Origin of the sequence: Bdellovibrio bacteriovorus (genome assembly GCF_001592745.1) — a bacterium.
Classification (GTDB): Bacteria; Bdellovibrionota; Bdellovibrionia; order Bdellovibrionales; family Bdellovibrionaceae; genus Bdellovibrio; species Bdellovibrio bacteriovorus_B.
On sequence record NZ_LUKD01000001.1, the window covers coordinates 184,175 to 198,368 of the forward strand.

The 14,194-nt window shown below is 42.2% G+C and carries 15 protein-coding genes; 5 read left to right on the plus strand and 10 right to left on the minus strand.

Annotated features, from left to right (window positions below; genetic code table 11):
* Nucleotides 1-47: 47 nt before the first annotated feature.
* From AZI87_RS00850 to AZI87_RS00865, 5 genes are all read right to left on the minus strand, one after another.
* On the minus strand, nt 48-608 hold the full coding sequence (locus AZI87_RS00850) for a hypothetical protein (RefSeq protein WP_063204563.1): 561 nt from the start codon (nt 606-608) through the stop codon (nt 48-50).
* Nucleotides 609-1,037 carry a hypothetical protein gene (locus AZI87_RS00855; RefSeq protein ID WP_063204564.1) on the minus strand — a complete coding sequence of 143 codons (429 nt, stop codon included), beginning with the start codon at nt 1,035-1,037 and terminating at the stop codon, nt 609-611.
* A 102-nt stretch (nt 1,038-1,139) separates the two neighbouring features.
* Complete coding sequence (locus AZI87_RS18065; RefSeq protein WP_155722471.1) at nt 1,140-1,304, minus strand: hypothetical protein; 165 nt, start codon at nt 1,302-1,304, stop codon at nt 1,140-1,142.
* Between the two features lie 163 nt (nt 1,305-1,467).
* Nucleotides 1,468-4,182, minus strand: a complete 2,715-nt coding sequence (locus AZI87_RS00860; RefSeq protein WP_063204565.1) for a delta-60 repeat domain-containing protein — start codon at nt 4,180-4,182, stop codon at nt 1,468-1,470.
* Nucleotides 4,183-4,335: 153 nt separating this feature from the next.
* Complete coding sequence (locus AZI87_RS00865; RefSeq protein WP_063204566.1) at nt 4,336-4,602, minus strand: hypothetical protein; 267 nt, start codon at nt 4,600-4,602, stop codon at nt 4,336-4,338.
* A gap of 147 nt (nt 4,603-4,749) precedes the next feature.
* Between AZI87_RS00865 and AZI87_RS00870 the strand changes: the two genes are divergently transcribed.
* A complete protein-coding gene (locus AZI87_RS00870) occupies nt 4,750-5,487 on the plus strand; it encodes a tRNA-uridine aminocarboxypropyltransferase (RefSeq protein WP_063204567.1) in 738 nt (245 codons plus the stop codon).
* Nucleotides 5,488-5,849: 362 nt separating this feature from the next.
* On the opposite strand, the gene AZI87_RS00875 is transcribed toward AZI87_RS00870, so the two are convergent.
* Nucleotides 5,850-6,188 (minus strand): TRASH domain-containing protein, encoded by a 339-nt coding sequence (locus AZI87_RS00875; protein WP_253696293.1) that lies wholly within the window; start codon nt 6,186-6,188, stop codon nt 5,850-5,852.
* Between the two features lie 87 nt (nt 6,189-6,275).
* Complete coding sequence (locus AZI87_RS00880) at nt 6,276-6,698, minus strand: hypothetical protein (RefSeq protein WP_253696295.1); 423 nt, start codon at nt 6,696-6,698, stop codon at nt 6,276-6,278.
* 198 nt (nt 6,699-6,896) lie between these two features.
* On the opposite strand from AZI87_RS00880, the gene AZI87_RS00885 reads away from it, so the two are divergent.
* From AZI87_RS00885 to AZI87_RS00900, 4 genes are all read left to right on the plus strand, one after another.
* Nucleotides 6,897-7,559: a glutathione S-transferase family protein gene (locus AZI87_RS00885; protein ID WP_155722472.1), complete on the plus strand. Its 663-nt coding sequence runs from the start codon at nt 6,897-6,899 to the stop codon at nt 7,557-7,559.
* A gap of 109 nt (nt 7,560-7,668) precedes the next feature.
* A complete protein-coding gene (locus tag AZI87_RS00890; protein WP_063204569.1) occupies nt 7,669-8,145 on the plus strand; it encodes a carboxymuconolactone decarboxylase family protein in 477 nt (158 codons plus the stop codon).
* Nucleotides 8,142-8,627, plus strand: a complete 486-nt coding sequence (locus tag AZI87_RS00895; RefSeq protein WP_063204570.1) for an RrF2 family transcriptional regulator — start codon at nt 8,142-8,144, stop codon at nt 8,625-8,627. Before AZI87_RS00890 ends, AZI87_RS00895 begins: the two co-directional genes overlap by 4 nt.
* 506 nt (nt 8,628-9,133) lie before the next feature.
* Nucleotides 9,134-9,721 carry a hypothetical protein gene (locus AZI87_RS00900; RefSeq protein WP_216635242.1) on the plus strand — a complete coding sequence of 196 codons (588 nt, stop codon included), beginning with the start codon at nt 9,134-9,136 and terminating at the stop codon, nt 9,719-9,721.
* Between the two features lie 64 nt (nt 9,722-9,785).
* On the opposite strand, the gene AZI87_RS00905 is transcribed toward AZI87_RS00900, so the two are convergent.
* The 3 genes from AZI87_RS00905 to AZI87_RS00915 are packed head-to-tail and all read right to left on the minus strand — an operon-like array spanning nt 9,786 to nt 14,117.
* Nucleotides 9,786-10,709 carry a hypothetical protein gene (locus AZI87_RS00905; protein WP_063204571.1) on the minus strand — a complete coding sequence of 308 codons (924 nt, stop codon included), beginning with the start codon at nt 10,707-10,709 and terminating at the stop codon, nt 9,786-9,788.
* Nucleotides 10,710-10,714: 5 nt separating this feature from the next.
* Entirely contained in the window at nt 10,715-12,406 is a 1,692-nt protein-coding gene (locus AZI87_RS00910) for a UvrD-helicase domain-containing protein (RefSeq protein WP_063204572.1), read from the minus strand.
* Nucleotides 12,399-14,117, minus strand: coding sequence for an ATP-dependent nuclease (locus AZI87_RS00915; RefSeq protein WP_063204573.1), 1,719 nt, complete (start codon nt 14,115-14,117; stop codon nt 12,399-12,401). The genes AZI87_RS00910 and AZI87_RS00915 overlap by 8 nt, the downstream gene beginning before the upstream one ends.
* Nucleotides 14,118-14,194 lie beyond the last annotated feature (77 nt).

Genomic DNA, 14,194 nt, shown 5'->3' on the forward strand with positions numbered 1-14,194 from the left:
TGGTCTTGAGCATTTTTGAGTGGTTGGCTCATACTCCAAAGAAATATCTATCCGCCCTCAACCCAATTTATTGGGCGAGCTTTGAAAAAAGCTTTATTCTTCAACTGAATCTTCTTCAATTTATCTGGGAATTCTGTACGAATTAACTCCTGATACTCCTGTATGGAGGTTGCCTCTGCTCCATCAAGGCTGACAGCCCCGGAGTAGATTAAAACAAGCTCAATGGCGGTCTCATTTCCCGCCCTTAACAAAGGCCGAAGTTTTTCATCAGTTGCGCTTCCGGTAGTGTAAGAGCAGTTCTCAAAACGTGTTTTTCTTCCGCAGAAATCCGCAGCGCCTTCGAACAAACTTATATTGCTCGTACTGATTGGGCGTTTCCGCTTTACGCTCAATTTTTTAATTCTTTCCGTAACAAGCTTTCCGTCCTTTGCTAAGCCCGACTTAAGATATTTCAGATAAAGACTTATTATTTCACGTTCTTCTTTATCATCTATGACTTCTAAATGATTTTGAACGTCGTCATAAAGTAGCATGAATTTTGATTCAGCCATTGCAACCTGGGAAGCAAACGATAGCGCCGTAAAAATAGTTATCTTTATAAAACTCATTTACCTACTGCCTTTGACAAGTATGTTTACCCGCGTTAGATCTTCACCATTGCGCGTTTTCCAAAACAAAATATCTCCGTCATCTTGTTCAAATGAAATCAACAATTGATACTGATCATCCGACACGAAAGGAAAATCCTCTTCTGCAACCTGTTGTCGCAGCTGTGATGGAAGCTCATCTGCACTTAAATAAAATACTGAGCGAAGTTTACCTTCTGGTTTAAATCCTAACTGCTCTCTGTCATTTGTGTACTTGGAATAGATGTTACGATACGCCTCTAAGGAGTAAGTCAAACTTTTAAGATTCGCCTGCATTTCTGAATAGCGGGCCTGCTGTATCTTTTCCTTTACAACGAACAAACCACCAACAATCAACGCTACCACAGAACATTTCAAAAAATAGTTTAAGATTTTATGAAAGACTGACATTCCTTTATTGTACGGACTCACATAGACTAAACAATGTTTATATTTAAATTTCTCATTAAATGAAAGCAGTGGCTTCTCGTGCACTTTTCGCCGATGTTTATCTCATTCTGATGTACGATTCTTATCTTTTTGATTCGGATTTGGCTTATCGGAAATCTTACTTGTTGAGCGAGGACCAGGACCGCTGTTCACGTGAACCTCTGGATGTCTTGCTGCTTCTTCTTGTTTTACGTCATCGGCGTCGCGAGATCTTTCTTTTGAGCTCATAAATCCTCCATGATGAATGCAATTCTCGCACAATGAATGACGACAAAAAACTTTTGATTCAGGGTCTTGTGACGTTGCACTGTTAGAAGGGCTCAAGAAAGCAAATCGTTTTTGATTATGACGAAGAACAAACGCATTAAGGTCGTTCCCGACCTTTTGTTAGTTACTCGAACTTCACGACTATATTTCTCTGCAGTCTACTATCCTCTGCTTTTACACCTGGAAGAAGTACCACGGCACCTTCTGACCACGAATGCACTCGAACGGTTTCAGCAACATAGTATTCTGTAGAAAGTGTGTTAATAGCACCTGTGCCTTTGATCGATCCTGCTTCAGTGATTTGCGCATATCCTACTTGCAGATCAGTCACTCCAACAGTTAAGTCCGAATTCATAAGATAGGTAAAAAAGCGAAGATTGTCGTTTTCATCAAAACTGATATCAGAATAGGTCGGAGATTTTCCTGGGAAAAGTGTTGTAGGAAGTTCGAGACCGCCGACGGAATTAAAGCTTGTATCTAGGACACCACTGTCATTAATTCTTGTAATATAAGTTCCTAGCGACGTCGGTGAAGTCAATATAAGGATCGGCATCACAACACGGTCCTTACTATCCATCTGGAAAGAGGTGGTCCCCATCAACGCCATAAAGTTCGGATCTAAAATTGAACTATTCCACTCCCCGTTCGTTCCGTATGTGGAATCCAAAACTCCAGCGGTTGTTAGTCGGAGCAACGTTATTGGAGGCAAAGATGACGTGAAGGGTCTCAATGGAAAAACACCGGCTACAACAGCTCTCCCTTTAGAATCGATAAAGAGATTGAATGGCAAGTACGATTGGTTGACCATGGCATCTAGTTGAACTGAAATAAATTTTCCATCCGTTCCATACGTCGTATCCAGAACTCCGGAGGAATTTAAACGAGCAACAGCGACACGTGGATACTCGACGTTAGAGATAATCTCTGCAATATAAAGTCCCACATAGATACTGCCGCTTCCATCTACTTTGACGTCAATGCTTTTAGTAATTTCAGCAGACTTCGTGGCTAGATACATGCGAGGCTGGTAAGTGTCAAAATCGACGTTGTTTGATCCGGCAAAAGAAGCGTCGGCAGATCCGCTAGATAAATAACGACGAACGATCAGTCGAGAAACGGCTCCCGTATCATAGACAGCCCCCACAACGACTATTCTTCCCTGTGAATCGATGTCAAAAGAACCATACACGACGTCTTGAATAGCCAAATGACCTTGATCCGCAAAGCTCGTATCTAATGAACCCGTTGTTTTGAAGCGGCTGATATAAGCAATGTTACCGTCCTCTAAGGCAGAGATCGTCTGCATCACGTAGATGCGGCCTTCTTTATCAATAGAGGTTTTTTGTATTAAACCAGGCAAAGGAGTTAACACGCGGAAATCAAAAACTTTGGTCCCCGTGGTGTTGAACGATGCATCCCACGATCCGTTAAGATTGAGCTTCTTCATCCAGGCTTCTGATCTGGGCAGCGTGGTTGTCGCGTCGTCGTAACTAAGCTCCGCATAGTCGATCACATAAATCGCACTAGCGTCTGCCACCGTGCTTGAACTGTATAAGTAATTGAGATTGAAGACGCCATCCCAAGAGAAAATCCCGGCTGTGCCAAAAGTCGCATCAAATGCGCCGCCTGAGGTAAGACGCCACAGAAGGCCTTTTTTAACTGAAGTTCCATAATTGCGACCGATTCCAGAGACATAAATATTATTGCTGGCATCGATCCACATTGTATCTGGAGTTTCATAAAAGTTTGCACCGAGCGACGCCGCTGTTCTAGAGCCCGAAGCTCCGAAAGTGGTATCCGCAGATCCTGCGGAGGTTCGTTTCCAAACGATAAAGTCGCCACTGCTGGAGGTGCCTGTATGTCCCGCGACTAGAATACTTCCATCTGCAAGAACCAAAACACTGCGTGCGTGCGATTCGGATCCTGAAAGAATGCTGATTCCATTTGTTCCGAAGGTGGCATCCAGGTTTCCGTTTAATTCAATTTTCCAAAGCTGGGCTTGATCGTTGGCACTCATCCCTGCAGCCGTTCCCCGGTAGCCCGCGATGAGCGCTCGCGTCCCCCCATCACTGAAGGCAAGATCATAGCCACCTGAAAATCCGGAGGTGACTCCACCACTCACTGTTCCCCCAAGGACCAGCTCTCCACTTCCCGCCAAAGAGGTATCTAGATCACCATCATCATTAAAACGCCACACCATCGCGCGAGTACTGCTTGTGCTTGTATCGACAATGCGCGAGCCGACGACCCAAATACGCTCTGACAAGTCCACGTGTATTTTTCGCGGCAGAACTTGGCCATCGTATTCGATAGAAGCCTTCCCTTGATCTGCGAAAGAGGTATCAAGAGCTCCGGTACTTAGAAAGCGATAGAGGTTTAAGTTTGTAACGTCTTGGGGACCCAATCCCGAACTGTTCGAAGCAAAAAGAATACGCCCCATTGAATCAAGAGCAAAAATATAACGAGCTCCCGGATAGAGGCTGTTACGCAGTCTTTCAATAGCAGGTACAACAACTCCACCGCTACCAAAGCTCGTAACCAAAGACCCGTCTTTATTAAATTTAGAAAAACTAAGAGAATCCCCGGAACGCGACACAAATAGAATTTTGCCATTACCGTCTTCGAAAGCAGCCAAGGGCTCTTCTTGCGCATTGAGGTTGTAAGCAATCTGTCCCGAAAGTTTTTCGTCGGGAGCATAGCTACTGTCTAAAACACCTTTGAATTCGTAAGGAGCTAGCGAATTTGCAGGAGAAAGTTGCACATCAAGACTGCAACCCAAAAGAATTGTCGAAAAAACCAATCCGAATACTCGCAAAAAAACGTGCCACTGGTACTTCATATAAAGTACTTATCGGCTTAAACCGTAAGATTCTCGATAATTAGACCTTGGTTTGTGCTCCAGAATGTTCGGTAAATCTCAATATGAGACACTCTAGAGAAATAACCTCGAGAGCGCCTAAATGCACCCCAAGAATGAGGGTGTTATGGGCGACTATTTATTTTTAAATCCCAAAATATCAACGTAAGTAACACCTTTGGCTACGGAAGAAGAAGGTGTGGCACGTTGTCCTTTGATAAGAATCTTTCCATCTTTGAAAAGTTCTTTGTACTGAGTGCGCGTGATTTCGCGAAGATTCAAATCTTCACTTTGCGCCTTGATGGCAGCAAGAAGAACAGCATCCAAACGCTTTTCAGATCTATTAAGCTCCAAAACAATGCGGAAGGATTTCGGTGGCTTTGGAGGAATAAAATCTTGCATGACAGTTCTTCTTTCTTTTAACGGTCCGAAGGTTGTAACGATTCCAGGGTAAAAAGGCAACCCCTGGGGGACCTAGACCTCCCCTTTTGAAGATTTTGCGAAGCCCGATCTTATGAGACGCTATCAGAGTCACCTGGGAGCAAGCTCATGAACGTGGAAGCCTATTTAGAACAACGAAAACGCCACACCGAAGCCCTGCCAAACTATCGTGAGCTTTGCACATCTTGCATCCAACCCAAATTTTCCTGCTACTGCCGTCACATTGAACGCTTCCATCCCAACATCGACTTCGTGATCCTAATCCACCCGATCGAAGTCCGCCGCCGCATCGCAACCGGTCGCATGTCCCATTTATGTTTAGAAGGCTCATTCTTAATTCGAGGCCAAGACTACACGAACGTAGATGAGGTGAACCAGATTCTGGCAGATGGAAGTCGCCAGTGTATGATCCTCTATCCAGGCAAAACATCGACGAATCTAACACCATTGAATGCTGAAGAAAGAAAAAATCTGTTCGATCCATCAAAGAAGTTAACCTTGTTCGTCATCGACGGCACATGGTTAACCGCAAAAAAGATGATGCGACAAAGTCAGAATTTACTGAACCTACCCCGCATCTGTTTCTCACCAGAAAAACCATCCAACTTCCGCGTGCGCAAGCAACCACATAGCGCCTGCTATTCGACCTTAGAAGCGATTCATCACACGATTGAGTTACTTGGCGACAGTCAGGGCTTTGATGTTTCTTCGCGAGTCCATGATAGACTACTGCATGTTTTCAATTCGATGGTGGAATTGCAGTTGAGTTTTATCAAGAAGGCGGATGAAATTGACAGTCCGAAGCGGTATCGAAAACCGCAACATCTGAAAAGAAACTCAGCTTAACACTTTAAAAACTAGCCTTTACCATACATAGATATCTGTTTACAGTTGCACATATGAGATCGTTTTTTTCATTTACAACAATTGTATTGTCGGCAACTCTAATTTCTTGCGCCAAAGACAGTTCGTCTAGCTCTGAAGCCAGCGTTTGTAGAACTCAAAGAAGCTCGCACACAGGATGCTGCTCATCTCATGGAGGGTACGGTGGCGGATGTGCTTCCGGCGAAGCGAGATACGGAGAAGACAGTGGTCGTCTCATCTGCAACGACGGCTCGTTCAGTCCATCCTGCGTTTACTCTTTAAAGCCAATAGAGATATTAAAAAGGGACTACGAAGCATCTTACAGTGAGTCCCCGTAGTCATAACTAGCGACGCTTTACAAACTGCTCAAAATTCTTTTTGTTTTCAAAATACAAAACATTACCAGCAGGATTCGCGGCAATGACAGCATTTGCTTTATCCACTGTTTTTCCCGTCAAAGCGTCTTTAGCTGTCCTTGCACTTTGGTTTTCACTTAAAGTCTTTTTACAGTTTTCGCAGCAGCCGTAATAAGTTTTGCCGCCAACAGGTACTGCGATTTGTGGCCTTGCGAAATGGGTTTCGTTGACCATGCAGACTTCTTTATTTGGAACGATCTTCCAGCTTGAAGCAAAACCTATTACCGAAAAAAGGAAGGTCATTGCAAAGGCGATAAGAAATTTCATTTCGATACTCCATTTTGTAGTGAGCAAACAGCTCCTACCCTAACATAGGAGCCTTCAGGAGCTTTTGTGACAAGATAATACTTTAACCTACGGGCTAGGAGCTTCCTCTTCGGAAGGACTTTGCTGTTCCGTTTCTTCTTCTTCCTCGTCATCTGGAGGAAGTTCAGCTTTATTCTTCTTTAGATTCTCATCAACAATAGCCGAAGGCGTTTTAGCCAAGACGGAATTACAAACCTCTTTGGATCGGAAGAAATGCTTCCACATCTCGTCATCTGTTTTTCCTTTTAGCTCTGGATCCTGCAACTCAGAACCCATATAGGAACTGTACTTTGAAAACTCTTTTTGGCGTTTTAGACGAGGCAGCTTGCGTTCGCCATCACACTCCCCTTGAGAAGCTTTTCCGCCCTCAGCAATAAAGCTATAAGCTTTGGGAGGAGTTCTTCTTTTCGCCAAAGCATAAGAGCCCGGGCTTAAGATAGGTTGAAGAAGCAAGACGCACGCAACAGTCATTATTTTTTTAAATCGAATATTCAACATATTCAAAAATGCTAGCAAGAAAATACCCCTAAGAGAAGTTTTCTTACTCATTCTTTATGCTCTAAAAGACTCACGCACCCAACCGCGTCGAAGCAAATTACATATTATTGCCCCTGATCATAGCGCGCGCATGCGCCTAGGTATATAATCCATGAATCGATAGGAGTTTTTGTGAAAGTATACGTCTTCAAATCTCTGCCACCGTTTCTATGGGGATACACACGCGACATCAGAGCAATGTGGGCCTTAGAAGAATGCGGAATCAAATACGAGACGGTCGGCTTAGATTGCGGACCCAACGGCCTTCAAGACGAAACATGGTTTGAAGAAGTCTCCCCTTTCAAACAAGTCCCAGCAATTGACGATAATGGCTACTTACTAACAGAGTCTGGCGCGATCTTACTGTATATCGCAGAAAAATCAGGAAAGTTGATTCCCTCAGATCTTCAAGGAAGAGCTCAAGTCTATCGTTGGTTAATCACTTCATTAAACAACATCGAACCCTTCGCACTCCCCATTTTCTTCGCAGATCTACAAGGTGATTCAAATCCTCATTTAAAAGCGTTACGTCCGTGGTACGTCGAAATCCTAGAAAGATTCTTCCCTACCATCGATGCCATGTTAAAAAATCAACCCTACATAACAGGATCTGATTTCACCGTAGCCGACATCGCGTTCACCTGCGTTTTAAGAGAACTCAGAAAAAATGAAGTTCTAAAAAAATATCCACAAATAGAAGCCTACCGCCAAAATTGCGAGTCCCGCCCCGCATTTAAGAAAGTACTAAGCAACTACGAAGAACGCCTCAATATCCCAAAGGAAAGCGCAAAGTAATCGCATGCTCAAAGCGTCTCATTTTCGGCCTCTACAGCCCAATAATCAGTGAGATATTGACAAAATATCTATCTCGGACAATAATTATCCGAGATAGATAGGAGTTAACATGCAAAGACTTAATTATTTCGCTCTTGCCATGCCCGCATTTCAGCACTTAGGAGCTATCGACCAATATTGCAAAAGGAGCTCGGTCGACCAGTCCATCATGCGACTCGTTCAAATTTATGCGTCCCAGTTAAATGGTTGCGCGTTTTGCGTAGACATTCACTGCAAGGAAGCTAAGATTGCAGGAGAACGCGAGCTTAGAATTTACCATGTGCCCGTCTGGGAGGAATCCCCACTTTTTACGGAAAAGGAAAAGGTTGCTTTCGCGTGGACGAAAGCCGTCACTTTGATAAACCAGGGGCCTGTATCTGATGAGTTATTTCAAAAGATGCAACAACACTTTAGCGATCAAGAGATTGTAGATCTTAATATGCAAATCGCATTTATTAATTTGTTCAATCGCTTCGCGGCAACATTTAAATCAGTCCCAGGCGATCGAGATAAAGTGTTAGGCCTGGAGAAAGCGAATCTCTCGTGATTTTAGGCAACCAGGTTGAGTGGGCACTTCACTGCGTGATGATCTTGGCTTTTGCTCCAGAGGGAAAGCTATTAAACTCAAGAGCATTAGCAGAGTTCCATGGCGTACCAAAGGAGTATCTTTCTAAGTGCCTTCAACTGCTGTCACAAGCTGGACTGGTAAAAACAACCTCAGGTCCTTATGGTGGCTACAGTTTAGCAAAAGCACCAGATAAGATCTCTTTTCTGGAGGTCGTGGAAGCTGTGGAAGGCACAACTAAGACATTTAAATGCAACGAAATCCGCAGAAACAACCCGTGTCTTGCAAAGTCAGATCGAAAGTTTTCTGGTCTGTGCGATATCGCGGCTGTCATGCATGAAGCAGACGAAGCATGGAGACAGTCTCTTCGCAGAAGAAAAATTTCCGATATCACAAATTATCTTACCGATGGAGTAAGCAAGGAAACTGTTAAAAACTTCGAAGGGTGGCTGAACGAAAACTAATAGCAACATTGAAGGCGGCAGAAGTACTTTGGAAGCCCCAATTTTGTCCAATAGCCATCAAAGAAACTCGGTAGTGAGAGGCACTGCGAGCGCGTTGGACGCCAGAGGCGTCTAACGTGACGCAGGCGGGAGTCCGCCGAAGCGCCTTGCGCGTAGAAGGACGGACCGCATAGGTTTTGCCGGCTCGAAGCCGGCAAAACCGCGTCCGCCTCTAAGACGAACAGGGTTTGAAACAAAAAAAAAGGCAGCACAACGGCCGCCTTTTCAAAAAATTGGTAGTGGGAGGCGGGTTCACCACTACCTGCAGTAAGTATCTAATAACATTGCGAAACACATAAAATCAATAACTAGAAACTCCGTGACCTCACATCATAACCTACCTACGCACATGGTCACCCACGTCACCTGATGGCATTCTGATGGCAAGATCACGTGACACCCTGATTCAATATTGTGGTTGTTGACCTGCATATCGCCATTTTAGATAAACTACTGATGGAGGGAACATGCCATTCTCGAGTTTAATGAACAATACTGTCACTTTAATTAAAAACGACTCCTCTCGTATTCCTAATATAAAAGCGAGCGTCCAAAAGAATAAAATTTTTATAGATGGCGATCACATATTAATTGAATCCGGCGACCATATTGAGCACAAAATGTCCAATGGTGCCACGGATGTTTACAGGGTGATTGACCCTGGTTTCCATGAGAAATTTTCAGGAATGGCTGCGCATTATCAGATAGACGTCGAGAAACTTGGCGTGGCAGAACGCTCTCGATTTGTTCAGCACATAACGAATTATAATCTTTCGGACAACGCACGGATTAATAATTCCTCAATAGATAATTCGACGAATATTATTGGGTCTAAAGATCTTCAGAAGCAAATTCTGATGTTGCGAGATGCTCTTGAAACAGCAAATTTAAATCCCGAACAGAAAAGATCCTCTCTGGAAGTAGTTGAAGCAATTCAACAGCAAGCCATATCGCCGAAGCCAAGCAAGGCTGTAGTTAAGGTATTGCTAGATGCACTTCCTAAAATTGAATCCATCGCTGTCATTGCAACTTCAATTGCAGGTTTATTAAGTTAAAAATTTTACGGTCTAAAAATTGCGGCACTTTTTGGACCGTATTGGATACTAATCTTAAGGTCACTTATTCTCGGGCTTTGAAATCGTCAACAGGAAGTCTGCTTAAGGAATCTAAGATAAGAATGCACCTTGTAGACGCATATGGATCGGTAAAGTAGTTCAAATCTTGCCCGTGAACCACCGCGTGCCGATTGGGAAAGTCGCCTTCAGGGTCCATATCTATTTGGCTCAAAATTTCATCAATTACTATCTGCAAAACATGTCCAGTAAATGCGAATGGTAAATCTGCGGCAAGGCCGACATTTTTCTTTGCGATAATTTGCCTGGCAATCTTCTTTTTATCTTCGTATCTCTTCTTTGCATTTTTTCCTGAAAAAAGCCCCGCAAAGATCGCCTCAATGTGAATTAAAAAAATTGGTATCGATAGTTCAAAATGAGAGTCAATATGTGCCTTTAATGCTTTAGTTAAGATTAACATTCTATCTGAAAGGACTTTCGATTTACCCCACCTATCAATCATCTTTGGAATTTGAGCTTGTTCTCGGATCAAAACATCGACACACGAAATCAATGACCCATTTTTCAAGTATTCCGAGTGAATCTTAGATATATCGCCGCACAAATTTTGAAGAGAAAGGTAATCAATTTTTTCATTTAAGGCAGCCGCTAAGACAGTACATTGCATTTGAAAAATCTCGACCGATTCTTTCATTCCTGGTGAATCTTCTGATATGGGAATGGCTCTAAAAAATTCGGCGGTCTTTAAAAGATTTACCTTCATTGGTTCCGTAAGGTCTTCGTCCGAAGACTTACATACCTCTTCCAGGCATATAGCCACAAAATTTAGCATTCCTCCAAAAAAATCTGGAAGGTTTTCCTTTTGCAATAATACTTCGTACTCTCCATTGGCATCATGTTTTACAACGCGAAAAGCCTTCTTTAAAATCTTAGTAAATGTTTCTTCTGCAACTTTTTCTAAATCCGCCATAAAACCTATCCTTTGAGAACACTTGTCCAGGCGGCGACATTTTTCTGATCGGGTACGGCAATAACTAATAGTCGCTTTGGACGTGTAATCGCAACGTAGACATTCCGAAGCTCTTCATTTTGGTATACTGTAGTTTTCTCGGCAATTAGTTTTATGTACGACTTTCCGACGCCTTTGCCTTTCAAAAGAACTAACGCAGCATCAAAAGTCTCGCCTTTAACTTTGTGTATGGTGCTGACGCGACACCCTTTGTAATCCGATGGTGCCTCATCATCTTTAAGTAAATTACCTAATGCCAAATCTTTAAATTTTCTTTTGCAAGAGACATCAATATCCAGCTCTTTTTTTACCGTGCTCTCAATTCCTTTACACCAATCACCGACAGAAATTTCTTTTATGCCTGGTATTTCTCTTAGTAAGGTCAGTATCTTTTTATATAACGCTGCCTTGCCAAAATCATCTATAGCTTCGTGAAGTTGTTCCTTAGAAAGATTATCTTCTTTTGTAATTCTTCGAGCGTACAAAAATGCCAGCTTTAGAACAGCTTTCTGAATTTGGCCATTATCAAATAGATACTTAGCCTTTGCAATGTCCATTAGATCTCTGTTTTCGGTCCATTCTACTTGTTCTGAGTCGGAATAGTCACTGTCCAACTCTGCATAAAAACTTTTACTGCGAAAAAGTATTCCTATTTTATGGGTATCAGGCTGAATCCCATTTTGACGGCATTTTTCAATAAACTGATCCGAGATTTGTACGGCGGTCATGCCGTCTAAAGAAATTATTTCTGGCTCAATATCGCAGTCTTTTACTTCCTCACTAACAGCATTAGGGATTGTCTCGAGAGAAGATAATTTAAAAACAAAGTTGCAGATGGCTTGAGAACTCCTCCTGGACTCATCTAGAATATAGGAGGCCTCACGCCATTCATTAAATTTTGCCACAAAAAGCTCAGGCTTGGAGTTTCGCCACTCGTAAATAGCCTGATCAGGATCGCCCACTAACATCAATTGTTTTAAACCCGCAGCAATTAGGAGGTCGATGATTTCCATCTGTATATCAGAAGTATCTTGAGCTTCGTCCATGATAAAATAGGGAAATCTCGTAACAATAGACTTAGCAAGCCAAGGATACTTTCTTAATAGTATCAGACTGAAATAATTTGCATCAGATTGGGTCGCGAACCCTGCCTTAATTAATGATTTCTTTTGACTCAAGGTCGCTGCGACCATGCTTTTATTTGGCCTTAGCTGTTGACTAGTAAAATATAATTCTCCGCCTTTACTATAGGTAATCTTGTCGAAAAATGAGTCTTTATAATAACGCCCGCGCCATGGTCCGTGGGGCTCACCAACAAGCTTAGGCCGCCCTTGGCAATTCATAACCTTGTTACCAAAAGGAAGAAATATAAACTTATTGATGAAACTATCTATTGTTCCTAGGAAATGTGGGTAACCTAGATCAGAAATTCCAAAATCACTCTTTAACGTGGATGCAATTTCCAACCACGCGGTGTTTGTGAATGAAATTATCGCAATGCCTTTTCCTTTTTCTTTCCAAGAATCCAATATATGAGAAATCTTAGCCGCGACGGTATATGTTTTTCCACTTCCTGCAGCAGCACGTACTACAAATAATCCAGCACCATTAAGTACAATTTCTCTTTGCTTATCAGATAGCTTTTCAAGGCTAACCATTGCAAACCCATTTAATAGCATTTTCAATGTAGGTTGGCACCGTGAAGGAAGACAAGTTTTCAGGCTTCTCTTCGAGTCTCTTTAAAAGAGCATACGCTAGTTCAGATTTAGCTTTATTAGACTCGACCTTCTTAAGAAAATTATCTGCATAAACATGGACGTCATCGTTAGCATCAACTTTCGATTTCGGATGAAGCTTTTTCCAAATATCCAGGAATATATCCTTATTTGATCCGGCAGCGAATAGTGCAACCTCAAAGGTCTTTTCGGCAAGGTTAACCGAAAGATTTCCTGATTCAAGCTCTTTAGCTATTTTTGCACGAGACGAAATTTCTTCGCTTTCGGAGGACCGATCGTCATCTGTCAAAATGCTACATTTTGCATTCATTCTTAATTTTTCGTCGGTGGACCTATATAGGTTGGCAAAATGATCAAAGGCAACTCCATTTATATTAACCACTTCGATGCCCATTTTATTAAGATCAAATCCAAGCCTCTTCGCAAAGATTGGAATAAGTAGCGCCTCAGATATGCCCTCAACTAAAATAGTACCATTGGAAAAAAATAGTTGAGACTTTGTGGTGTCCAAAAACTTATGTAAAAACTCTTGATTTTCTGGAGATAATACACCTGCTGGAGTGAAGCATTTTACCTTTTCATCTCTCTTTTTTATACATCTTAAGGCAGCGAGTGGTGACTTCGCGGTAATTGTAGGAGAGTGCGATGTAATGAAGATCTGGAACTTCGATTTTTCGCTTAGCTCAGAAAGGTATTTAAAAAAGAGATTCTGCTGCTGCGGGTGCAAGTGAGCTTCTGGCTCTTCAATTAAGAGAGCAGCAAGCGATGACTTCTCTTGCTGCTTAAATGTTTCGATGTCACTTAATATGACTGAAGAATATAAGAGATTATTTAGGCCTAAGCCATTTTGTGCAATATCAAATGAAACGACTTCTCCATTCAAAAGCGTAGATTTCATTCCAATTACTAAAGAATCTACAATCTTTTTATATTCCGCTGGTAAAAAATTAAGATCAAGTCCTAGGCTATCGCTCTTAAGACTTATGCTTGCAAGATGCGCGGCAATCGCTGTGTTACCTTTGTCGATTAAATTATTCCAATTGGTGCTCTGGTCTAGCGATGCCTTTACCTCGTCCGCTAATTTTTTCTGATTGTCGGAGTCCGGTTCTAACTTCAGAAAGAAATCGCCTAGCTTATTCGTACGTCCTGGTCGAAGTTGAGAACCTGCATCTCGTAAAGCATCCAAATACACTGAAAAGATATGCTCATTGAACTCGTCAGCAGAAATGGGATTTCCTTCATTTAGTCCACCCCAAGTCTTTACTTTTATCTTATAAACACCATTCTTTTCAACGAGGCTATACTTAAAATGTGCATTCAGGGTTTCTTTACCGTCATCGTTAACTCCAAGCAAAGAATGAAAGTGCCCCAGATCTTCCTCATCCTCCTTGGCAAACTCGAAGTGAAACTCAATAGGATCCGGAGGGCGTGATGATGACAAGCGAAAATCAGATTTTTTAATATAGAAATCATTCTGATTCTTACCGTAGCTTAAGCAAATTCTCAAAGCATCAATGATCGAGCTCTTTCCAGAATTGTTTTCACCTATCAGCACATTAAAACGGCTTTCAAAATTGACGACCAAATTCTCAATTCCGCGAAAGTTAATAATATTGATGCTTTTGATATACATATTGAGTCTTGCCTCTTTGCTGTAAAACAAGAGTAAGTATACAAATTCTATCGACATCCTACAGCAACTAGATAAAT